At 62.1% G+C, this 21,371-nt stretch carries 19 protein-coding genes; 5 read left to right on the top strand and 14 right to left on the bottom strand.

The genetic code is table 11. From position 1 onward, the window contains the following. Positions 1-31 precede the first annotated feature (31 nt). Together AC07OV_RS03260 and AC07OV_RS03255 are read right to left on the bottom strand one after the other, a co-directional pair. Entirely contained in the window at positions 32-1,090 is a 1,059-nt protein-coding gene (locus AC07OV_RS03260) for a tetratricopeptide repeat protein (RefSeq protein WP_494995802.1), read from the bottom strand. Positions 1,091-1,166: 76 nt separating this feature from the next. After that, positions 1,167-2,060, bottom strand: coding sequence for a bestrophin family protein (locus AC07OV_RS03255; RefSeq protein ID WP_495091532.1), 894 nt, complete (start codon positions 2,058-2,060; stop codon positions 1,167-1,169). A gap of 224 nt (positions 2,061-2,284) precedes the next feature. On the opposite strand from AC07OV_RS03255, the gene AC07OV_RS03250 reads away from it, so the two are divergent. The 5 genes from AC07OV_RS03250 to AC07OV_RS03230 are packed head-to-tail and all read left to right on the top strand — an operon-like array spanning position 2,285 to position 7,839. Next, entirely contained in the window at positions 2,285-3,928 is a 1,644-nt protein-coding gene (locus AC07OV_RS03250) for an AMP-binding protein (protein WP_495091531.1), read from the top strand. Between the two features lie 21 nt (positions 3,929-3,949). Further along, positions 3,950-4,717, top strand: a complete 768-nt coding sequence (locus AC07OV_RS03245; RefSeq protein WP_495091530.1) for an SDR family NAD(P)-dependent oxidoreductase — start codon at positions 3,950-3,952, stop codon at positions 4,715-4,717. Positions 4,718-4,729: 12 nt separating this feature from the next. Further along, positions 4,730-5,914 carry an acetyl-CoA C-acyltransferase gene (locus AC07OV_RS03240; RefSeq protein ID WP_494995798.1) on the top strand — a complete coding sequence of 395 codons (1,185 nt, stop codon included), beginning with the start codon at positions 4,730-4,732 and terminating at the stop codon, positions 5,912-5,914. Between the two features lie 12 nt (positions 5,915-5,926). Then, positions 5,927-7,054, top strand: coding sequence for an acyl-CoA dehydrogenase (locus AC07OV_RS03235; protein WP_495091529.1), 1,128 nt, complete (start codon positions 5,927-5,929; stop codon positions 7,052-7,054). Positions 7,055-7,065: 11 nt separating this feature from the next. Continuing rightward, entirely contained in the window at positions 7,066-7,839 is a 774-nt protein-coding gene (locus AC07OV_RS03230; protein ID WP_176996084.1) for an enoyl-CoA hydratase, read from the top strand. Between the two features lie 219 nt (positions 7,840-8,058). Here AC07OV_RS03230 and AC07OV_RS03225 read toward each other — a convergent pair whose 3' ends face one another. From AC07OV_RS03225 to arnC, 12 genes are all read right to left on the bottom strand, one after another. Further along, entirely contained in the window at positions 8,059-9,210 is a 1,152-nt protein-coding gene (locus tag AC07OV_RS03225; protein WP_495091528.1) for an acyl-CoA dehydrogenase family protein, read from the bottom strand. Positions 9,211-9,213: 3 nt separating this feature from the next. Then, entirely contained in the window at positions 9,214-10,317 is a 1,104-nt protein-coding gene (locus AC07OV_RS03220; RefSeq protein ID WP_495091527.1) for an enoyl-CoA hydratase/isomerase family protein, read from the bottom strand. Positions 10,318-10,448: 131 nt separating this feature from the next. Beyond that, positions 10,449-11,159 carry an HPP family protein gene (locus AC07OV_RS03215; protein ID WP_494995793.1) on the bottom strand — a complete coding sequence of 237 codons (711 nt, stop codon included), beginning with the start codon at positions 11,157-11,159 and terminating at the stop codon, positions 10,449-10,451. 164 nt (positions 11,160-11,323) lie between these two features. Beyond that, positions 11,324-11,527: a type VI secretion system contractile sheath small subunit gene (locus AC07OV_RS03210; protein WP_256349841.1), complete on the bottom strand. Its 204-nt coding sequence runs from the start codon at positions 11,525-11,527 to the stop codon at positions 11,324-11,326. 288 nt (positions 11,528-11,815) lie between these two features. Beyond that, positions 11,816-13,438, bottom strand: a complete 1,623-nt coding sequence (locus AC07OV_RS03205; RefSeq protein ID WP_494995792.1) for an ArnT family glycosyltransferase — start codon at positions 13,436-13,438, stop codon at positions 11,816-11,818. Between the two features lie 3 nt (positions 13,439-13,441). Beyond that, on the bottom strand, positions 13,442-14,821 hold the full coding sequence (locus AC07OV_RS03200) for a UDP-glucose dehydrogenase family protein (RefSeq protein ID WP_176996089.1): 1,380 nt from the start codon (positions 14,819-14,821) through the stop codon (positions 13,442-13,444). Next, positions 14,818-15,231, bottom strand: coding sequence for a 4-amino-4-deoxy-L-arabinose-phosphoundecaprenol flippase subunit ArnF (gene arnF / locus AC07OV_RS03195; protein ID WP_176996090.1), 414 nt, complete (start codon positions 15,229-15,231; stop codon positions 14,818-14,820). The genes AC07OV_RS03200 and arnF overlap by 4 nt, the downstream gene beginning before the upstream one ends. Then, positions 15,228-15,575, bottom strand: a complete 348-nt coding sequence (arnE, locus tag AC07OV_RS03190) for a 4-amino-4-deoxy-L-arabinose-phosphoundecaprenol flippase subunit ArnE (RefSeq protein WP_495091526.1) — start codon at positions 15,573-15,575, stop codon at positions 15,228-15,230. The genes arnF and arnE overlap by 4 nt, the downstream gene beginning before the upstream one ends. After that, positions 15,572-17,227 (bottom strand): lipid IV(A) 4-amino-4-deoxy-L-arabinosyltransferase, encoded by a 1,656-nt coding sequence (arnT, locus tag AC07OV_RS03185; RefSeq protein ID WP_495091525.1) that lies wholly within the window; start codon positions 17,225-17,227, stop codon positions 15,572-15,574. The genes arnE and arnT overlap by 4 nt, the downstream gene beginning before the upstream one ends. Continuing rightward, entirely contained in the window at positions 17,224-18,108 is an 885-nt protein-coding gene (gene arnD / locus AC07OV_RS03180) for a 4-deoxy-4-formamido-L-arabinose-phosphoundecaprenol deformylase (RefSeq protein ID WP_495091524.1), read from the bottom strand. The genes arnT and arnD overlap by 4 nt, the downstream gene beginning before the upstream one ends. Continuing rightward, the gene (arnA, locus tag AC07OV_RS03175; protein WP_494995789.1) at positions 18,108-20,099 is read right to left on the bottom strand and encodes a bifunctional UDP-4-amino-4-deoxy-L-arabinose formyltransferase/UDP-glucuronic acid oxidase ArnA; all 1,992 of its coding nucleotides are present in this window, start codon (positions 20,097-20,099) and stop codon (positions 18,108-18,110) included. The genes arnD and arnA overlap by 1 nt, the downstream gene beginning before the upstream one ends. After that, positions 20,096-21,136 (bottom strand): undecaprenyl-phosphate 4-deoxy-4-formamido-L-arabinose transferase, encoded by a 1,041-nt coding sequence (gene arnC, locus AC07OV_RS03170; RefSeq protein WP_176996095.1) that lies wholly within the window; start codon positions 21,134-21,136, stop codon positions 20,096-20,098. The genes arnA and arnC overlap by 4 nt, the downstream gene beginning before the upstream one ends. Between the last annotated feature and the right edge of the window lie 235 nt (positions 21,137-21,371).

Raw genomic sequence — 21,371 nt, 5'->3', positions numbered from 1 at the left:
AGAATTTGGTTTTACAAGTTTTTGGAGTCGACTACAGGCCTTGCTGCAACGCGGGGTCGTCCGGATTCTGCTGTTCAAGCTGCGCCAGCAACACCTGCACATTCTGCAACTGACCGGTTTCTTTCCAGTAGTTGATCAGCAACACCCGGGCTTTGCGATTGGCGGGGTGGCGCTGGACGATCTCTTCCAACTGGCGTTGGGCGGCTTCCAGTTCTTCCTGGGCATGCAGGGTGGTGGCCAGGTCGTAGCGGTAATCCTGATTGTCCGGCTCCAGTTCCACAGCCTTGGACAATCCGAGCAGTGCGTACGGGCGTTCACCATGGTGCAGCAGCCACATGCCCAGGGCGTGTTGCAGGTAGGCCGACTCCGGGTGAGCCGCCAATTGGCGCGCCAGCAGTTGGCGGGATTCTTCGGTCTTGCCTTGTTTATCCAGCAGCTCAATTTGCGCGACCACCGCTTGCAGGTTGTCCGGCTGCAGGCGGATGGCTTGCTCCAAGGCGTTTTGTGCGTCTGGCAACAGGGCGCTGTGAATATAGAGGCGCGCCAGTTGAATCCAGCCCTCGGCGGTTTCGGGTTGGCCCTTGAGCTTTTTCACGAATTCATCGAGTACTTGCTGCAAGGGCCCAAAGTACAAGCCCAGGGTGTCCGGCGAGAGGCCGAGCAACGCGTTGGCGGCGGCGAAGCGCACGTCTTGTTCCGGGTCATCCAATACAGGGCCAAGCAACAAAGTGCGCTGGCCGGTGGGCACCAGGCCGACAATGCTGTGGATCGCGGCTTCGCGTACCAGCGGGGCATCGTTGGCCAGGTCTTTATCCGCCAGTTTCAACGCCTGGGGGCTTGGGTAGTTGGGCAATTCGGCGTGCAGCGCGGCGCGGCGCTCGGGCGAAAGGTCGGGGCGGCCCAACTGTTGATACAGCACGCGAGCGGCTCCCGGCTCACCGTTATGCGCCTGGCGCAGGGCCTTGGCGTAACCATGGGCAATCGCCGGTGGCACGGTCACTTGGGGGGAGCGGGAGAAAAACCAGGTGATGAGCACAATAGACAACAGGGCGCACAGGCCGATGAGGGCGTAACGGCGTGACTTTGACATGCAGGCGTCCAAAAGCTGGGGCAGCTATCGCAAAGCCACCAGCTTCGGTCAGACCACGGCGAGTGTCAAACCCGCATCAGGTGAGCACGTACTCAACGGGTTCCAGGGGCGGGGGCAGGTCGGTTTCGCCCAAGGCGGCGCGGACCTCCCGTTCCAGCGTGCGCAAGATGGCGTTGCACGGCAGGTCGTTCTCGTCGAAACCGAAGGGGTCTTCCAGGTCATCGCCAATTTCGTCCAGGCCAAAAAACGTGTAGCTGACGATGGCGGTGAACACCGGCGTCAACCAGCCCAGCGGCTCGGCCATGGCAAACGGCAGCAGGATGCAGAACAGGTAGATGGTGCGGTGCAGCAGCAGGGTGTAAGGGAAGGGCAGCGGCGTGTGCTTGATCCGCTCGCACGAAGCCTGCACTTGGCTGAGGCTGACCAGCCGGGCTTCCAGTTGGGTGTAGCGCCACTCACTGATCACGCCTTGCTCGGTCAACTCCGAAAAGCGTGCGCCGAGCCTTTGCAAGACCTGATCGGGCAGGTTCGGATGCCCTTGATCGACCGGGGTCCAGGGCGTGATAGCACGGGTTTCATCCTCCAGGCGCAAGCGCGCGATCAGCCCATGGGCAAACCCGCAGAGCCCGCGCAAAACGCCGGCACGCTCAGGCGTATCACCAAGCACCTGAGTCTCGCGGATCAACGAGCGCACATCGATGATCATTTGCCCCAATTGCTTGCGCCCCTCCCACCAGCGGTCATAGCAGGCGTTGTTGCGAAAGCTCATGAAGATCGACAGCGACAGGCCCAGCAACGTGAACGGCGTGGCGTTGACCTTGGAAAAGTAGGCCGGGTGCCAGGTTTCTACCAGCACGATCACCGAAGCCAGCAGGGTCACCAGCAGGCTGCGCAGGGCAATGCGCTTGGCAATTGAACCCTTGAGGGAAAACAGGATACCCAGGAGGTTGGGTTTGGGACGGACAATCATCGAGGGGCTTCTTATGTGGCGCAGGCCCTCAGGTTAGAAGCTGGCACTCGCGACGTCCAATCGCTTGGGCCAACCCATTGATAAGCGCGCTCAATGATTGGCCAAACCAGTCAGCCATGTTGAAAGCTTTGACCATTGCCGCTGCGCCGCTCTAGAGCGACTATTTCCGCGATTCGTGTGATGCAAAATGTCCTGAAAATAAAAATACAGAAGGATTTGAAGCAATGCGTGAGTATTTGGCTGCCACTACCGAGTTCGATTACCAGCACACCGTCGACGCCGCGCTGGCCGGCACCCTGCAGGGCCTCAATGCCTGCGTGGAGTGTTGCGATCGCCACGCGCTGCCGGGGCGCATCGCCTTGTTCTGGGAGGGCAAGGACGGCCGCAGCGCCACGTCCACCTTCACCGAGTTACAGGACCAGGCCTCACGTTTTGCCAATTTCCTCCTGGCCCAAGGCGTCAAGCGCGGCGACAAGGTGGCCGGCCTGCTGCCGCGCACGGCCGAACTGCTGGTGGTGGTGTTGGCCACTTGGCGCATCGGTGCCGTGTATCAACCGCTGTTTACCGCCTTTGGCCCCAAGGCCATCGAACACCGCCTGGGCAGCTCGGGGGCCAAGTTGGTGGTCAGCGACGCGGTGAACCGGCCCAAGCTCGCCGAAGTCGAGGGCTGCCCGACCATCGTCACCGTCGCCGGGCCCAAAGGCGAAGGCATCGTGCGCGGCGACTACAGTTTCTGGGCCGAGTTGCCCAACCATTCCAACGATTGCGCGCCGGTGCTGCTGGGCGCCGATGACCCGTTTCTGCTGATGTTCACCTCGGGCACCACCGGCCCGTCGAAGGCGCTGTCGGTGCCGCTCAAGGCGATCGTTGCGTTCCAGAGCTACACCCGCGACGCCGTGGACCTGCGCCCCGAAGACGCGTTCTGGAACGTTGCCGACCCGGGCTGGGCCTATGGCATTTATTTCGGCGTGACCGGCCCACTGTCCATGGGCCACCCGATTACGTTCTACGATGGCCCGTTCACCCTGGAAAGCACTTGCCGGGTGATCAACAAATACGGGATCACCAACCTTACCGGCTCGCCGACCGCGTACCGCCTGCTGATTGCCGGTGGCGAGCAGTTCGCTCAGTCGATCAAGGGCAAGCTGCGTATCGTCAGCAGCGCCGGCGAACCCCTGAACCCGGAAGTGATCCGCTGGTTTGCCGACAACCTCGGCGTGACCATCCACGACCACTACGGCCAGACCGAACTGGGCATGGTGCTGTGCAATCACCATGGGCTGGAGCACCCGGTGCACGTTGGTTCGGCGGGTTTTGCCTCGCCGGGCCATCGCATCGTGGTACTGGACGACGACTATCAAGAACTGCCGGCCGGGGTGCCCGGCATCCTGGCCATCGACCGTGAGCAATCACCGATGTGCTGGTTCGCCGGCTACGACGGCGTGAAGACCAAGGCCTTCGTCGGCAAGTACTACCTCAGCGGCGACACCGTGGAGCTGAACCCCAACGGCAGCATCAGCTTTGTAGGGCGCAGCGATGACGTGATCACCACCTCCGGCTACCGGGTCGGCCCGTTCGACGTGGAAAGCGCCCTGGTGGAGCACCCAGCGGTGATCGAAGCGGCCGTGGTAGGCAAACCCTGCCCGCAACGCACCGAGCTGGTGAAAGCCTTTGTGGTGATCAATGCGCACTACCGCGCCTCCGAGGAACTCGCCGAAGAGCTGCGCCAACACGTGCGCAAGCGCCTGGCGGCGCACGCGTATCCCCGCGAAATCGAATTCGTCAGCGACTTGCCCAAGACCCCGAGCGGCAAGCTGCAACGCTTTATTTTACGCAATCAGGAAATCGCCAAGGCGGCGGTGGCCTGACCTTTTTTCAAGGACACTATGATGCAAATCCAAAACAAGGTTTTTCTGGTCAGCGGCGGTGCTTCGGGCCTCGGCGCGGCAACTGCCGAGATGCTGGTCGCGGCCGGCGCCAAGGTGATGCTGGTGGACATGAACGCCGACGCAGTAGCGGCCAAGGCCAAACAGCTGGGGGATAACGCACGCAGTGCAGTCGCCGATATCAGCCAGGAAGCCGCTGCCGAAGCCGCCGTGCAGGCCACTGTCGCCGCCTTTGGTGGGCTGCACGGCCTGGTCAACTGCGCCGGCGTGGTGCGCGGCGAAAAAATCCTCGGCAAGAACGGCCCCCACGGGCTGACCAGCTTTGCCCAGGTGATCAACGTGAACCTGATCGGCAGTTTCAACCTGTTGCGGCTGGCTGCTGCTGCCATCGCGGAAACCGAAGCGAATGCCGATGGCGAGCGCGGCGTGATCATCAACACCGCCTCGGTGGCCGCGTTCGACGGGCAGATCGGCCAGGCGGCGTATTCGGCCTCCAAAGGCGCGATTGCCAGCCTGACCCTGCCTGCTGCCCGCGAGCTGGCGCGCTTCGGCATCCGCGTCATGACCATCGCTCCGGGTATCTTTGAAACGCCGATGATGGCCGGCATGACCCCTGAGGTACGTGACTCCCTGGCGGCCGGCGTGCCATTTCCGCCACGCCTGGGCAAGCCTGCCGAGTACGCCGCGCTGGTGCGACACATCATTGAAAACAGCATGCTCAATGGCGAGGTGATCCGTCTCGACGGTGCCTTGCGCATGGCAGCCAAGTAAGGAGCACACCCCATGAGCGATCCGATTGTTATTGTCAGCGCCGTCCGCACGCCAATGGGCGGTTTCCAGGGCGACCTCAAGGGCCTGACCGCGCCGCAGTTGGGTGCTGCGGCCATCCGTGCGGCGGTCGAGCGCGCCGGAATTGCCAGCGACGCGGTCGATGAAGTGCTGTTCGGCTGCGTACTGCCAGCGGGCCTCGGCCAGGCACCGGCGCGGCAAGCCGCGTTGGGCGCCGGCCTGGATAAATCCACGCGCTGCACCACCCTCAACAAAATGTGCGGCTCAGGCATGGAGGCGGCGATCCTGGCCCACGACTCGCTGCTGGCCGGCAGTGTCGAGGTGGTAATTGCCGGTGGCATGGAGAGCATGTCCAACGCGCCGTATCTGCTCGACCGCGCGCGCAGCGGCTACCGCATGGGCCACGGCAAGGTGCTGGACCATATGTTCCTCGACGGACTGGAAGACGCCTACGACAAGGGCCGCCTGATGGGCACCTTTGCCGAGGACTGCGCGGTGCACAACGGCTTCAGTCGCGAAGCCCAGGACGCGTTTGCCATTGCCTCCCTGACCCGTGCACAGGAGGCGATCAACCACGGCAGCTTCGCCGCCGAAATCGTGCCCGTGCAGGTCACCGTGGGCAAAGAGCAAAAAACCATCCTGCATGACGAGCAGCCGCCCAAAGCCAAGATCGACAAGATCGCCAGCTTGAAGCCGGCCTTTCGCGAAGGCGGTACGGTCACGGCAGCCAACTCAAGCTCGATTTCCGACGGTGCGGCGGCTTTGCTGCTGATGCGTCAGTCCGAGGCGCAAAAGCGTGGCCTCAAGCCGCTGGCGGTGATTCATGGGCACGCCGCATTTGCCGATGAGCCAGGGCTGTTCCCGGTGGCGCCGGTGGGCGCGATCCGCAAGCTGATGAGCAAGACTGGCTGGAACCTGGGTGAAGTGGACCTGTTTGAGATCAACGAAGCCTTCGCCGTGGTCAGCCTGGTGACCATGAGCAAGCTGGAAATCCCTCACGCCAAGGTCAATATCCACGGTGGCGCCTGCGCCCTGGGCCATCCGATCGGCGCCTCAGGCGCACGCATTCTGGTGACGCTGCTCTCGGCCTTGCGCCAAAAAGGCCTCAAACGCGGCGTTGCCGCCATCTGCATCGGCGGTGGTGAAGCCACGGCCATGGCCGTCGAATGCCTGTATTAAGGACTCACCCCCATGCTGCCCAATGACGAACAACTGCAAATCAGCGACGCGGCCCGGCAATTTGCCCAGGAACGCCTCAAACCCTTCGCCGCGGAGTGGGACCGTGAGCACCGCTTTCCCAAGGAGGCCATCGGCGAGATGGCCGAACTGGGCTTTTTCGGCATGCTGGTGCCGGAACAGTGGGGCGGTTGCGATACCGGCTACCTGGCCTATGCCATGGCCCTGGAAGAAATCGCGGCCGGTGACGGGGCGTGCTCGACCATCATGAGCGTGCACAACTCGGTGGGGTGTGTGCCGATCCTCACGTTCGGCAACGACTACCAGAAAGAGCACTTCCTCAAGCCCCTGGCCAGCGGTGCCATGCTCGGCGCCTTCGCGTTGACCGAGCCGCAAGCCGGTTCCGATGCCAGCAGCCTGAAAACCCGCGCGCGCCTGGACGGCGAGCACTACGTGCTCAACGGCTGCAAGCAGTTCATCACCTCCGGGCAGAACGCCGGCATCGTGATTGTGTTTGCCGTGACCGACCCTGCGGCGGGTAAGCGCGGGATCAGCGCGTTTATCGTGCCTACCGATTCGCCGGGTTATACCGTGGCGCGGGTCGAAGACAAGCTCGGCCAGCATGCGTCCGACACTTGCCAGATCCTGTTCGAGGACGTGAAGGTGCCGGTGGCCAACCGCCTGGGCGAAGAGGGCGAAGGCTACAAGATCGCCCTGGCCAACCTGGAAGGCGGCCGCGTCGGTATCGCCTCGCAATCGGTGGGCATGGCCCGCGCCGCCTTTGAAGCAGCCCGCGACTACGCCCGTGAGCGCGAAAGTTTCGGCAAGGCGCTGATCGAACACCAGGCCGTGGCCTTTCGCCTGGCGGACATGGCCACGCAAATCGCCGTGGCCCGGCAGATGGTGCACTACGCCGCCGCCCTGCGTGACAGTGGCCGGCCGGCGCTGGTGGAAGCCTCCATGGCCAAGCTGTTTGCCTCGGAAATGGCCGAGAAAGTCTGTTCGGCCGCCTTGCAAACCCTGGGCGGTTACGGTTACCTGAGCGACTTCCCGTTGGAGCGCATCTACCGCGATGTGCGGGTTTGCCAGATCTACGAAGGCACCAGCGATATTCAACGCATGGTCATCTCACGCAATCTCTAAGGAGCCGATACATGAGTTACGAGACCATCCTGCTTGACGTCCAGGGCCGTGTCGGCCTGATCACCCTCAACCGTCCGCAGGCGCTGAACGCCCTCAACGCGCAACTGGTCAGCGAACTGAACCAGGCGCTGGACGGCCTGGAAGCCGACCCGCAAATCGGCTGCATCGTGTTGACCGGTTCGAAGAAGGCCTTTGCCGCCGGTGCCGACATCAAGGAAATGGCCGAGCTGACGTACCCGCAGATCTACCTCGACGACCTGTTCAGCGACAGCGACCGCGTGGCTAACCGCCGCAAGCCGATCATTGCCGCCGTCAACGGTTTTGCCCTGGGCGGCGGCTGTGAACTGGCGTTGATGTGTGACTTTATCCTCGCAGGCGACGGCGCCAAGTTCGGCCAGCCGGAAATCAACCTCGGCGTGCTGCCGGGCATGGGCGGCACCCAGCGCCTGACCCGCGCCGTGGGCAAGGCCAAGGCCATGGAAATGTGCCTGACCGGGCGCTTTATCGATGCAGTGGAAGCAGAGCGTTGCGGCATCGTGGCCCGTATCGTGCCAGCCGATGAGCTGTTGGACGAAGCGTTGAAAGTTGCCACCCTGATCGCCGGCAAATCGGTGCCGATCAGCATGATGGTCAAGGAAAGCGTGAACCGTGCCTTTGAGGTGAGCCTGTCTGAAGGCGTTCGCTTTGAACGCCGCGTGTTCCATGCCGCGTTCGCGACCCAGGACCAGAAGGAAGGCATGGCCGCATTCGTTGCCAAGCGCGCGCCCGACTTCAAAGACCAATAACCCGCCCCACCCACATAGTAGGAGCTGGCTTGCCGGCGATGCAGACACCTCGGTTTATCAGGGATACCGAGGCGATTCCATCGCAGGCAAGCCAGCTCCCACAGTGGAGAGTGGTTTTCCAGGCCCCGCAATTCTCCTGTAGGAGCCGGCTTGCCGGCGATGCAGACACCTCGGTTTATCAGGGACACCGAGGCGATTCAATCGCCGGCAAGCCGGCTCCTACAGTTGGTAGTGTTTGAGCTCCCGGGCAATCACCATCCGCTGAATCTCGCTGGTGCCTTCGTATATCTGCGTGATCCGCGCATCCCGGTAGTAGCGCTCCACCGGGTAATCCTCCAGATACCCATAGCCGCCATGAATCTGCATCGCCGAGGAGCAGACCTTTTCGGCCATCTCTGAAGCAAACAATTTGGCCTGGGACGCTTCCGACAGGCACGGCTTGCCAGCACTGCGTAGGCGCGCAGCATGCAGGATCAGCAGGCGTGCGGCATTGAGTCGGGTCTGCATGTCGGCCAACAGGTTGGCGACGCTCTGGTGTTCGATGATCGCCTGGTTGAACTGCACACGGTCGCGGGCGTAAGCCAACGCAGCCTCGAAGGCCGCGCGAGCGATGCCCAGGGCCTGGGCGGCAATGCCGATACGACCACCTTCCAGGTTGGACAGGGCGATGGCCAGGCCTTTGCCACGCTCACCCAGCAGGTTGGCTTCCGGCACGGTGCATTGGTTGAGGGTGACGGCGCAGGTGTCTGACGCCCGAATACCCATCTTGTGTTCCGTGCGGTCGACCACAAAACCTGGGGTGTTGGTCGGCACCAGGAACGCCGAGATACCTTTCTTGCCCAGGTCCGGGTCGGTGACCGCAAACACGATGGCCAGCTTGGCGCGCTTGCCGTTGCTGACAAACTGCTTGGCGCCGTTGATCACCCATTGGCCGTCGCGCAATTCGGCGCGGGTGCGCAGGTTATGCGCCTCGGAACCGGCTTGGGGCTCAGTGAGGCAAAAGCAGCCAATGGCCTGGCCACTGGCGAGGTCGGCCAGCCAAGTCTGTTTCTGTTCGGTGGTGCCGTAGTTGAGGATCGGCCCGCAACCCACTGAATTATGGATACTCATGAGGGCGCCGGTAGCACCGTCGCCGGCTGAAATCTCTTCCACCGCCAGGGCATACGCCACGTAGTCGACATAGGTGCCGCCCCATTCTTCAGGGACCACCATGCCCAACAGGCCCAGCTCCCCCATCTTGGCGACCAGCCCATCGTCGATCCAGCCGGCTTTTTCCCAGGCCTGGGCGTGAGGGGCGATTTCGCCACGGGCAAAGTCGCGCGCCATGTCGCGGATCATCACTTGTTCTTCTGTGTATTCAATGTCTTGCATGGCTTAGTGAACCTTCTGCGCGAAGTCGTGAAAGAAGCTCTCGACGTGGGTGGCGTCCAATCCGTGCAGCGTGGGCGGATTCCAGTGCGGGGTTTTGTCCTTGTCGATGATCAAGGCGCGAACGCCTTCGATCAGGTCGCCACGCTCGAACCACTGGCGATCCAGGTGCAGTTCCAGGGCAAAACAGTGTTCCAGCGGCAGGCGGCGGCCACGGCGCAGCATTTCCAGGGTGACGGCCATGGCCAAGGGGGAGCGGGTTTGCATCAGGTCGGCGGTGGCCAGTGCCCACTCATGGCTGTCGGCGATGGTGACGGCGCGCAATTGCTCAACGATGCTCGGCACGTCCGGCAAGGCGAAAAAATGGTCGATGACGGGGCGCAGCGCGGCCAGCGGCGCGTCCGGCAGTTGTTGCACGGCAAGCTTGGCGAGTACGCCTTGCAGGTCTTTTAGGGGAGAGTCGTGCCACTGCAGGCGGTCGAGCTTCTGGTCCAACTCGGCGAGCCTGGCGCTTTCCAGGTACCAGTCGGCCAACCCGCAATACAGGGCATCTGCGGCACGAATCTGCACGCCGGTCACGCCCAGGTAAATGCCCAGCTCACCCGGAATGCGCGGCAGGAAGTAGCTGCCGCCCACGTCAGGGAAATACCCGATGGCCACTTCCGGCATCGCCAGGCGGCTGCGCTCGGTGACAACGCGCAGGTCGGCGCCTTGCACCAGGCCCATGCCGCCGCCGAGGACAAACCCGTCCATCAGGGCCAGCACCGGTTTGCGGTAATGGTGGATAGCCAGGTCGAGGGCGTATTCCTCGACGAAGAAGTCTTGGTGCAGGGTGTCGCCACCTTTGAAACTGTCGTACAACGAGCGAATATCGCCCCCGGCACAGAAGGCTTTTTCGCCGGCACCGCGCAGGACCACGGCGTACACCTGCGGGTCATCGGCCCAGGCCTGCAACTGCTGGGTCAGGCTGCGCACCATCTCCAGGGTGATGGCGTTCAAGCCTGCCGGGCGATTGAGGGTGAGGTGGCCGATATGGTTGCGAACGTCGGCCAGTACCTCGTCTTGAAGAATGTCGGCGCGGCTTGCTTCGGATGAAACCTGAGCAGTCATCTCTAACTCCCTGCTTTTATTGTTCTTTATCAAGATGTTCGTAGGCGAACGCTCTCGCGATCGTACCAGTGCAAATTTGCCCCGTACAACCTTGAATCATGCAGGTCGTTTTTGCATTTTTGCAGAGGAACTCAAGCCGCCCGATGGGCCAGCACCTCACCGATGCTGCGTCGTCGCGCATGGCCTTCAGCCGCGTGGATCAGCTGCTCAAGCTCAGTGGGTTCGATGTCGTAGAACTGCTCCATTTCGGCCAACGCCAGCTTCAGGTCGGCGGCCGTGATCGTGGGGTCGGTGGCGGGCGTCGGGGTGCCCATCACCACGGCAGGCGATTCGGCAGCGCCCTTGGGATAACGCGTGCGGGTGGCATTGTTGTAGGCCAGTGCACACAGCAACAGCGCACTGGCGCCGAACATGACCGGCGCCATTTCGTACCAGCCCAGGCTGATGGAAGCCGGATCGGCCAGCACCAGGCTCATGGCCAGGCCGCCGGCGGGTGGATGCAGGCAACGCAGCCAGCAAATCAGCACCACCGTGATGCCCGCCGCAAGGCAGGCGCTGCCCAAGGTTCGCCCCAACACCCGCGCCACCAACAGCGCGACGACACTGGCACACAAGTAGCTGCCAATAATCGACCAAGGCTGCGCCAGGGCGCCCGACGACACGGCAAACAACAGCACCGCCGAGGCCCCGAGAGGGCCGAGCAGATGCAGCGCCACGTCCATGCCAAACACGTGGGCACAGGTCCAGACACTGAGCATCGTGCCCAGGGCCATGCCGATGGCGGCGCGGCTCCATTCGGCGGGGCGCGTGTTGATTGCAGCGGGTAAAAAACGAGCGAGCATTAAAAAGGGTCCATAAACAGCGGGCGAAAAAAAAGGCTTGCCTGGTTTCCCGGAAAAGCCCTTTGAAAGTTCCAACATTTGGGGGAGGAACCTGTGCAGTGTGCCGATCTGAGTGAGCGGCCACCAGTGCATATTAATGAGGGTTGAGTGCAATAATAATGAAGTTAAAGGACGGCGCCAAAGGGAATCTGACGCACGCTATGCAGATCGGGGATGTTGACCTTGCCGAGTACGCGGCAATCGGTCTCTTCGTTGAACAGGTGTTTTTGCAGGTTTTTCTTCAGCTCAGGGTCGTCAGCCAGCGGCCCTTTCAACGCCACCAGGGCGTCCCGCAAGCCCATCAGTCGTTCCAGTGCCGGCAGGGGCAAGGTCACTCGATCATCTCGCACAAAATTCTCCTCTCAGTGAAAGAGGCCATCACGGTGGGGATGGCCTACAGCATCCTTGTCGTTATGCGTTTAAAAACCTTCGGGCCTGGTGGTAGATAGTTAAGGCACTTGGTGAGCGAGTCTACATTTGGGGTCTGAGCGCCGGAAGAGGTGAGTGCCCCAGGCATTACGCATTGGGCTGTAGGATGTTTCTTGGCGATAAGAATGCAAAACGCCCACTCTTTGAGGAGTGGGCGTTCTTTCGTACAGAACCACGCAACAGCGCTATCAATGCGGCGTGGATTTGGCCAGGTGCAGCAGCACGTAAGGGTTCTTGTCGAACTCCCCGGTGAGCGTGGGAGTAATGGAGCGCAACCGAGGGTCTTGCAGCCCCTCGTAATCTTCCTGGCTCATCACCAGCCAGGCGGGACCTTGCACCGGGGCCAGCTCGGCTGGCAACTGGGTGAACAGGGGCACCCGGTCGCAGTCGAGGTTGACCATCAACTTGATGGCTTTCGCGTCTTTGCCCAGTGCATGCAGCACCACGGGCGCCGGTTGCTGGTTGATCTGTGCCTTGACCGCCAGGCTGAAGGTACGGGTGTCATACAGGCTACGCTCAAGCGGCTCAACCACCACGATGTACGTCGTCCAAATCGCCAACACGGCCGCCAGCGCAGGGCCTGCCGGGCGTAACCGCACGTTGAACACCGCCAGCAACGCGAGCACTTGAAGCACACCCAGCACGACAAACATCAGCGTCAGGCTACCCAACTGCTCTGCATAGCGGCGGCGCGCCACCAGCAAACCGATGGCCAACAGGGCAGGGAACAACGTCCAGATGCCCAGCATCAGGCCGCGCAACCCGGCAAACAAACGTCCCTGGGTGACCTGGAACGGGTACGCCGCAATGATTGCCGCCATGGGCAGCATCGGCAGTATGTAGCGGGCTTTCTTCGCCTGGGGAACCGACAGGCCGAGCATCACCAGCAAACCTGCCGCTGCGCAGTACAACACCAACTGCAGCGCAGGATCCGGCACACGTCGCCCGTTCAGCGCCACCGCCAGCAGCACCAGCAACGCCACCGGGTACGCCAGCGCGTAATTGCCGATGGAGCTGGTGAAGTAGTACAGCACGCCGCTGGAACCTTCGGTGCCATCCATGCGCCCCAGGAACTGCATGCGAATCACATCCCGCATGAAGTCTTCACCGCCGCTGAGCTTGGCCAACAGCAACAACAGGCCGACACACGCCGCCAGCAACGCCAGGGCCAGCAAGCCGAAGCTGAACAACTGGCGCCATTGGCGGTTGATGAGGTAATAGCTGCACAGCACGCCGGTGGGGATCACCAGGCCAATGGGCCCACGGATCGCAAAGCCGATGATCAGCAGCAAGAACAGCCAGTGCAGGCGCTTGCCCGCACCGAAGTGGTCGTGGGCGTAACCCAGGTAGAACACCGCCAACGCCACGGCCGCGAGCATCTGGTCAAGAGACACCGCGCGGGTTTCGCTGATGAAGGTACTGCTGAGCAGCAACATCGCCACACTCAGCAGGCCCCAACGCTGGGAGTAGGGCGCCGTGAGGCGGTACACCAGGGTGACGATCACCGCCGAAGCAATGGCCGTCGGCAGCCAGGCCGTGAAGCTGGTCACCTGCCCCAAGGGCAGGGAAAACAGCCACGTCAGCAGGGTCGAGGTGGCCAGGTAGTCGGCATAGGGCTGCCCGTACGTGGTGGGGAAAAAGCTGGGCCCATGGCGCAGCATTTCCTGGGCGAACACCACGAAACGCGAGTCGAAGCCGATGATTGCCTGGTGCCAGTTACCGGCAACGAACAGCACCAGCGCCAGGAGCCCGAGCCCCAGCGACTGGTGTCGAATCGTTGCATTGAGCAGCGGCGGATGAGCTTTGTTCACGTATCAGGCTTCCTGACCCTGCGGCACCCACTGTTGCTGAGGGATTGGCAATTCACAGGAGTCACCACGCCCAATCGGGAAGTACTTGAAGCCTTTGCGCGATAGACGCTCGCCATCGTACAGGTTGCGGCCGTCGAAGATCACCGGGGTTTTCAGGCGCTGGTGGATCAGGTCGAAGTCCGGGGCCTTGAACTGCTGCCATTCGGTGCAGACGATCAATGCATCGGCGCCGCTCAGGGCCGATTCCGGAGTGCCCAGCAGCGTCAGGCGCGATTCATCGCCGTAGATGCGCTGGGTTTCCTGCATGGCTTCAGGGTCGAAGGCACGTACATTGGCGCCGGCGGCCCACAGGGCTTCCATCAGCACGCGGCTGGGCGCATCACGCATGTCATCGGTGTTGGGCTTGAACGCCAGGCCCCACAACGCGAAGGTCTTGCCCTTCAACTCGCCTTTGAAATAGGCGTTGATGCGTTCGAACAGCTTGCTCTTCTGGCGCTGGTTGATGGCTTCGACGGCTTCCAGCAGGTCGCTGGAGCAGTTGGCCTCTTTAGCGCTGTGGATCAGGGCGCGCATGTCTTTGGGGAAGCACGAGCCGCCGTAGCCGCAGCCCGGGTAGATAAAGTGGTAGCCGATGCGCGAGTCGGCACCGATGCCCAGGCGCACGGCTTCGATGTCGGCGCCCAGGTGCTCGGCCAGTTCGGCGATCTGGTTGATAAAGCTGATCTTGGTGGCCAGCATGCAGTTGGCGGCGTACTTGGTCAGTTCGGCGCTGCGCAGGTCCATAAAGATGATGCGGTCGTGGTTGCGGTTGAACGGCGCGTACAGGTCGCGCATCACTTCGCGCACTTCTTCACGCTCGCAACCGATGATGATGCGGTCCGGGCGGCGGCAGTCGGCAACGGCCGAGCCTTCCTTGAGGAATTCCGGGTTGGAGACGATATCGAAGTCCAGGTGACGGCCGGCCACGCGCAGGTTCTTCTCGATGTGCGCGCGCAGGGTGTCGCCAGTGCCCACGGGTACGGTGGATTTTTCCACCAGGATCACCGGCTCTACACGATGACGGGACACCGCGTCGCCGACCGACAGCACGTACTTCAGGTCGGCCGAGCCGTCTTCGTCGGACGGCGTGCCCACGGCGATGAACAGCACTTCACCGTGTTCCACGGCGAGTTTTTCGTCGTGGGTGAAATGCAGGCGTCCGCTTTCCAGATTCTCTTTCACCATCGCGGCCAGCCCCGGCTCGAAGATGGTCACATGGCCTTTTTGCAGCGATTCGACCTTGTTCTTGTCTACGTCCATGCAGATGACATCGTGACCGACTTCGGCCAATACGGTGGCCTGCACCAGACCGACGTAACCACTACCAAATACACTGATTTTCATGGGGCATTCCTGGGACTTGTGGTGCTAGCACGACGAGAGTTAATAACCAGTACACCGAGGATGACCAGCGCCACCCCCAGGGTTTTCGAAAGCGAGAAATGTTCGTTGAACACCGGCAGGCTGGCAGCCAACAGGTACACCAGCGCGTAGCTGATGCTGAGCAGCGAATACGCACGGCCGAGGGGCAGATCCTTGAGCGCGCCGAGCCAGCAGAGCATCGACAGCGCATAGGCGATGATCGCCAGGATCACCACGCCCAGGGCGCCAAGGTCGATGGCATTGCTGTTGAAGGCTGTGAGCCATTCAGTCGGCAGCGGCAGGCGCGTCATGCTCCAGCGCATGCCCAACTGGGCGGCGCTGACCAGGCCGACGCTGCCCAGGGCCAGGGCAAAACCACGCGCCCGGCTCATACCTGGCGCCCCAGCAGCACGACACCAGCGATCACCAGCACCACGCCCAGCCAGTGGCGGCCATCGATGTGTTCGTGGAACACAAAGCGCGCCATCAGCGTGACCAGCACAAAGTTCAGGCTGAGCATGGGGTAGGCGATGCCCACTTCCAGGCGCTGCAATACCAGCAGCCACACCAGCAGGCCCAGGCCCAGGCAAATCAGTGCCGACCACAGCCACGGCGAGCGCAGTTTCAGCGCCAAGCCGTCGGGCTGGTCACGCCAGCTTTCTACGGCAAATTTTTGCGAAACCTGGCCCATGCAGGTGAGCAGGCAGGCACCGAGTAATAGAAGCAGGGTGATCATGGAGCGGCCTTGGGGAAGATCAGGATCACGATGTTGCCTTGCTCGTAACGCTTGCCATCCTGGGGCAGCAAGTTCACTTCAGCGACCTCATCGTCACCCTTGACGCGCATCACCACACCGACCGGGCCTTGTTTGCGCGCATCGCTCATCCATTGCTGGACCTGGCTGATGTCCACCTTGCGATGGGCCGTGTCTGCGAAAGCAAGACCGTATTTCACTTCACCGACGGTGTTGTAGAGGGTCACGTCCGGGCGGTGCAGGCGCCACGCCAGGGCCGACGCGGCGCCCAGGTCATTGCTCAGCAGTGCGGTGGTCGGTTGCAGTTCCTGCAGGTGGTCGATGATGAACTGGTCCGGGGTCTTGTTGTACACCACCGAGTGGGGCAGTGCGGCCGGCACCAGGGCCACCAGCAGCCAGCTGCCGATCGCCGGTGCTGCCCAGAGTTTCAAGGGGCGCGCCGCTTGCAACAGATTGACCAGGATCCAGCCGAACAAGAAGGTAAACACCAGCACCAGGCTGAGGGTTTCCTGGCCATGCTCGTACACCGGCTTCTTCATTTGGAACCAGCTGAGGGCCAACATCGCCACCAAACCCATCACCAGGTTCAGCCAGCCGTTGATGCGCAGCGCACGCCCACGGTTTTGGGCCAGCTTGTCGGCCAGGGTCGAACCCATCAGCAGGGCCAGGGGCAACAGGCACGGCATGATGTAGGACGGCAGCTTGCCTTTGGCCAGGCTGAAGAACGCCAGGGGCATCAGCAGCCACAGCAGCAGGAACGCGGTTTTCGGCAGGCGCTTGTCTAGCCAGGCCTGTTTGACCGTGGACGGCAGCAGCGCCACCCAAGGCAACGAGAATGCAATCAACAACGGCAGGTAGTACCAGAACGGTTCGGCGTGCTGGGCGTCGTCACCGGCAAAGCGTTGGATATGCTCGTGCCAGAAGAAGAAGTTCCAGTAGTCCGGCTCCTGCAGGTGCACGGCCAGCGCCCACGGCAGGCTCACGACAATCGCCACGACCACCGCCACCAGGCCGTAGCCGAGCAATTCACGAAAGCGTTTTTGCCAAATGGCGTAGGGCAGGGCGATGAGCACCGGCAACAACCAGGCCAGGAACCCTTTGGTCATGAAGCCCATGCCACAGGCAAAACCCAGCAAGGCCCAGGCGCCCAGGCGGCCACGGCGCGTGGTGTTGTCGAAGCAGAACCACAAGGCGACGCCGGTCAGGTTGACCCAGAAGGTGAACTGCGGGTCGAGGTTCGCATAGCCGCCCAGCAGGGCCACACTGGCGAAACTCATGTAGAGTACGGTGCTGACCAGGCTCTTGCGCGGGTCATTCCACAACCGGCGCGACACCAGGTACACCAGCAGGATGCTCAGGCCGGTGCTCAAGGCGGAGGCAAAGCGCACGCCGAACAGGTTCTGTCCGAAGATCGCCTGGCCCAGCGCGATCATCCAGTAGCCGGCGGCGGGTTTTTCAAAGTAGCGGATGCCCATGAAATGCGGCGAGGCCCACTTGCCGGTCAACAGCATTTCCTGGCTGATCTGCGCGTAGCGGGTCTCATCCGGGATCCACAGGCCATGGGTGGCCAGCGGCAACAGGTAGAACACGCCAAACGCCAACAGGAGCAGGGGCAATGCCAGGCGCCGGATCATGCTTGTTGCACTCCGAGCCAACCCTCGCGCCCAGGCAGGGCGCCACGCACCAGCTGTTGCTGGGGCAAGGTGGTCACATCGGCGGGCAACAGGTCGCCCAGCGGTTTGAAATCGATGCCGCGCTGCCCAGCCTGGGCAAGCAACTGGCGAAAATCATTAGCCATCAGAATCCCTTCTACTTCGGCATGAATCGTGTAGACGTTCAGCTTGGACTCGGCAAAGCGGTCCAGAATGAAGCCGTTGAAGTCTTTGGCAGCCACTACCGGCCCGACGACTTCGTCGAAGGTCGGCAGGTCTACCGGAATTTGTGGGGTGCCCGCGCTGCCATCGGCCAAGGTTGGACGAAACAGGCTGGTGCCCCGGCAATCACTGTTGTAGCGAAAGTTGAAACCTTGCTTGGCTTGCACCACGCGTTCATCGGCACGCCAGCCGGCCGCCGCTGAACAATCGATACGCTCGCCGAGGATGTCGCTGAGGGTGTCGACGCCACGGCGGATCTGCTCGATCAGCTGTGCCTCGCTCCAGCGCCGGGTGTTGGCCTGCCAGCCGTGGTGGTCCCACGCGTGCAGGCCCACTTCATGCCCGGCAGCCTTGGCCTGGCGCATCAAATGCCCCAGGTCGCGGCCAATCGGCTTGCCTGGCCAGGCGGTGCCAGCCAGCAAGATGTCCAGGCCATACAGACCGACGGCGTTGGAGCGCAGCATCTTCCACAGGAACTGCGGGCGGATGAGGCGCCACAAGTGGCGCCCCATGTTGTCCGGCCCAACGCTGAAGAAGAAGGTTGCCTTGACCCCGGCTTCATCCAGGGATTCAAGCAACCGCGGCACACCTTCACGGGTGCCACGGTAGGTGTCGACGTCGATGCGAAGGCCTGCCTGCATTACTTCTTGTCCGCGATTTCGAGCATGGCTTCTTTCAGGAAGAAGTCCAGAGTGTTACCGATGGTCTCGCTCATCTCGACGGTCGGCTCCCAGTTCAGCAGGCGCTTGGCGTTTTCGATGCTTGGCTTGCGGTGCGCCACGTCCTGGTAACCGGTACCGTAGAACGCCTTGCTTTCCACGTCGCGGAAACCGGCGAACGGAGGGAAGTTGCTACGCAGCGGGTGCGCTTCGAACTGACGCAGCAGTTCTTCGCCCAGCTGACGAATGCTGGCTTCGTTTTCCGGGTTGCCGATGTTGACGATCTGGCCGTCGCACACGCCGTTTTCGTTATCAATGATGCGTGCCAGCGCTTCGATACCGTCGGCGATGTCAGTGAAGCAACGTTTTTGCTCGCCGCCGTCGAACAGACGGATCGGGGTGCCTTCCACCAGGTTCAGGATCAGTTGGGTGATTGCACGGGAGCTGCCGATACGCGCCGAATCCAGGCGATCCAGGCGCGGGCCCATCCAGTTGAACGGACGGAACAGGGTGAATTTCAGGCCTTTGTCGCCGTAGGCCCAGATCACGCGGTCCAGCAGTTGCTTGGAGACCGAGTAGATCCAGCGCTGCTTGTTGACCGGGCCGACCACCAGGTTGGAGGTGTCTTCGTCGAAGTACTGGTCCTGGCACATGCCATACACTTCGGAGGTCGACGGGAAGATCACGCGCTTGTTGTACTTCACGCAGTAGCGAACCAGTTTCAGGTTCTCTTCGAAGTCGAGCTCGAACACGCGCAGCGGGTTACGGGTGTATTCGATTGGGGTGGCGATGGCCACCAGCGGCAGCACCACGTCGCACTTCTTGATGTGGTACTCGATCCACTCGGTGTGGATGCTGATGTCGCCTTCCACGTAGTGGAAGTTCGGGTGGCTGCGCAGGCGCTCGATAGCGTCGGAACCGATGTCCAGACCGTAGATTTCGTAGCGGTCGTCACGCAGCAGGCGTTCGGACAGGTGGTTACCGATAAAGCCGTTCACACCCAGGATCAGTACACGGGTACGACGTGGCTTGCGGCCGGACTCGGCGCCGCGCAGCACGGAACCGTCGACCAGGCCCAGTACATCGGCCAGGGCAGGGCCGGCCAGGAACAGGCCGTCGGCGTTGCGTTGGCCGAAGTTGACCACCAGGGAGTCTTCGCCGCAGGCAATGCGCAGCGGGTTAACGCTGATCACACGACCTGGCGCCAGGCCTTCGTTGCCCTTGACCACTTCGGCTTGCCACACGATCAGTTTGTGCTCGCCCACGGCGCAGAACGCGCCCGGGTACGGCTGGGTGACGGCGCGAACCAGGTTGAACAGCTCTTCAGCGGGTTTTTTCCAGTCAAGCTTGCCGTCAGCCGCGGTGCGGCGGCCGAAGTAGCTGGCCTGGCTTTCGTCCTGGGCGGTTTCGCTCAGCTTGCCAGCAACCAGTTGTGGCAGGGCATCGCGCAGCAGGTTGGCGGCGGCGTCACGCAGCTTGGCGTGCAGGGTCAGGCCGGTGTCGGTGCGGTCGATGATGACTTTTTGCTGGGCCAGGATTGCGCCGGCATCGGCGCGCTTGACCATGCGGTGCAGGGTCACGCCGGTTTCGGTCTCGCCGTTGACCAGCACCCAGTTGGCTGGGGCGCGGCCACGGTATTTCGGCAGCAGGGAACCGTGCAGGTTGAACGCGCCTTTCTTGGCGGTGGCCAGCAGCGCTTCGCTCAGCAGGTTGCGGTAGTAGAAGGAGAAGATGAAGTCCGGGTTCAGCTTGGCGATGCGCTCGATCCACAGCGGGTGGTTGGCGTCTTCCGGTGCATGCACCGGGATGCCGTTGCGGGCGCACAGTTGGGCGACGGAGCCGTAGAAATTGTTTTCCTTGGGGTCGTCGGCATGGGTGAACACGGCAGCAATGTCGTAGCCGGCAGTCAGCAGGGCTTCAATGCCTGCACAGCCAATATCGTGGTAAGCGAAGACAACGGCTTTTGAATTCATGACGAAACCTGATCGGAAGGAGAAGTAGAGGTGGAGGTATGGGAAGACACCAGGCCGTCAACGACGACGACAGGTGCCGGTGCTGCCGGTGTGTTGCGCAGCACTTTTTCAATAAAGAAGCGCGGGCGGGCGCGCACGTCGCTGTACATGCGGCCCAGGTATTCACCCAAGAGGCCCATACCGATGAACTGGCCACCGGTGAACACGAACAGCACCGCAAACAGCACGAACATGCCGTCGCCGGCCCATTGCGCGCCGAAGGCCAGGCGCAACACGATCAGGGCAATGGCGAACAGCACGCCCAGGGCCGCCAGGCTGAAGCCGACCACGGAGAGCAAACGCAAAGGCGTGGTGGTCATGCAGGTCAGCAGGTCGAACATCAGGCTGATCAGCCGCATCGGGCTGTACTTGGACTCGCCGTGCTCGCGCTCGGCGTGGTGCACGAGGATTTCCGTGGTGTGGCGGGCAAAGCCATTGGCCAGGATCGGGATAAAGGTGCTGCGCTCGCGGCAGGCGAGCATGGCGTCGACGATGGTGCGGCGGTAGGCGCGCAGCATGCAGCCGTAGTCGGTCATGGCCACGCCGGTGGAGCGCTGCACGGCCAGGTTGATCAGGCGCGAAGGCCAGCGGCGGAAGGCCGAGTCCTGGCGGTTGTTGCGCACGGTGGCGACCACGTCGTAGCCCAGGGCGGCTTGCTCGACCAGGCGCGGGATTTCTTCGGGCGGGTTCTGCAGGTCGGCGTCGAGGGTAATCACCACCTCGCCACGACACTGCTCGAAACCGGCCATGATCGCCGCATGCTGGCCGTAGTTGCGGTTGAGGATCACCGCCACCACATTGCTGCCATCTTCTGCAGCAGCGTCTTCCAGCAGTTGGGCCGAATTGTCGCGACTACCATCATCGACCAGGATGATTTCGTATTCGTAGGCCAGTTGCTTGCAGGCTGCCGTCGTGCGACGCAGCAATTCAGGCAGGCTCTCTTGTTCGTTGTAGACCGGGATAACGATCGACACGCAATGAATAGGGTAGGGTTTCAAAGATTCATGACCTCGGGGCTAGAGCAGGTTGGAGCGTGAAAACGGCAGTAACCAGCGGCTGAAAGCTCAGTGAACTGATTAAACATGGCGTGGGGTTGCGGCATTCATTCGACTTTCCTGAGGACGGGCATTGGTTTCTTCCATGGGCTAGCTGAGTAAAGACGAAATATATGAAAGGTAAAGCGTAATCAACAGGTTAGTCGTAGAACACGCGGCTTGTTCTCAAGTCCTGGGG

It is taken from the genome of Pseudomonas sp. GW821-FHT09A09 (assembly GCF_059418405.1).
The sequence above is the reverse complement of the archived record's forward strand: the minus strand, read 5'-3'. Positions and strand labels throughout refer to the sequence as shown.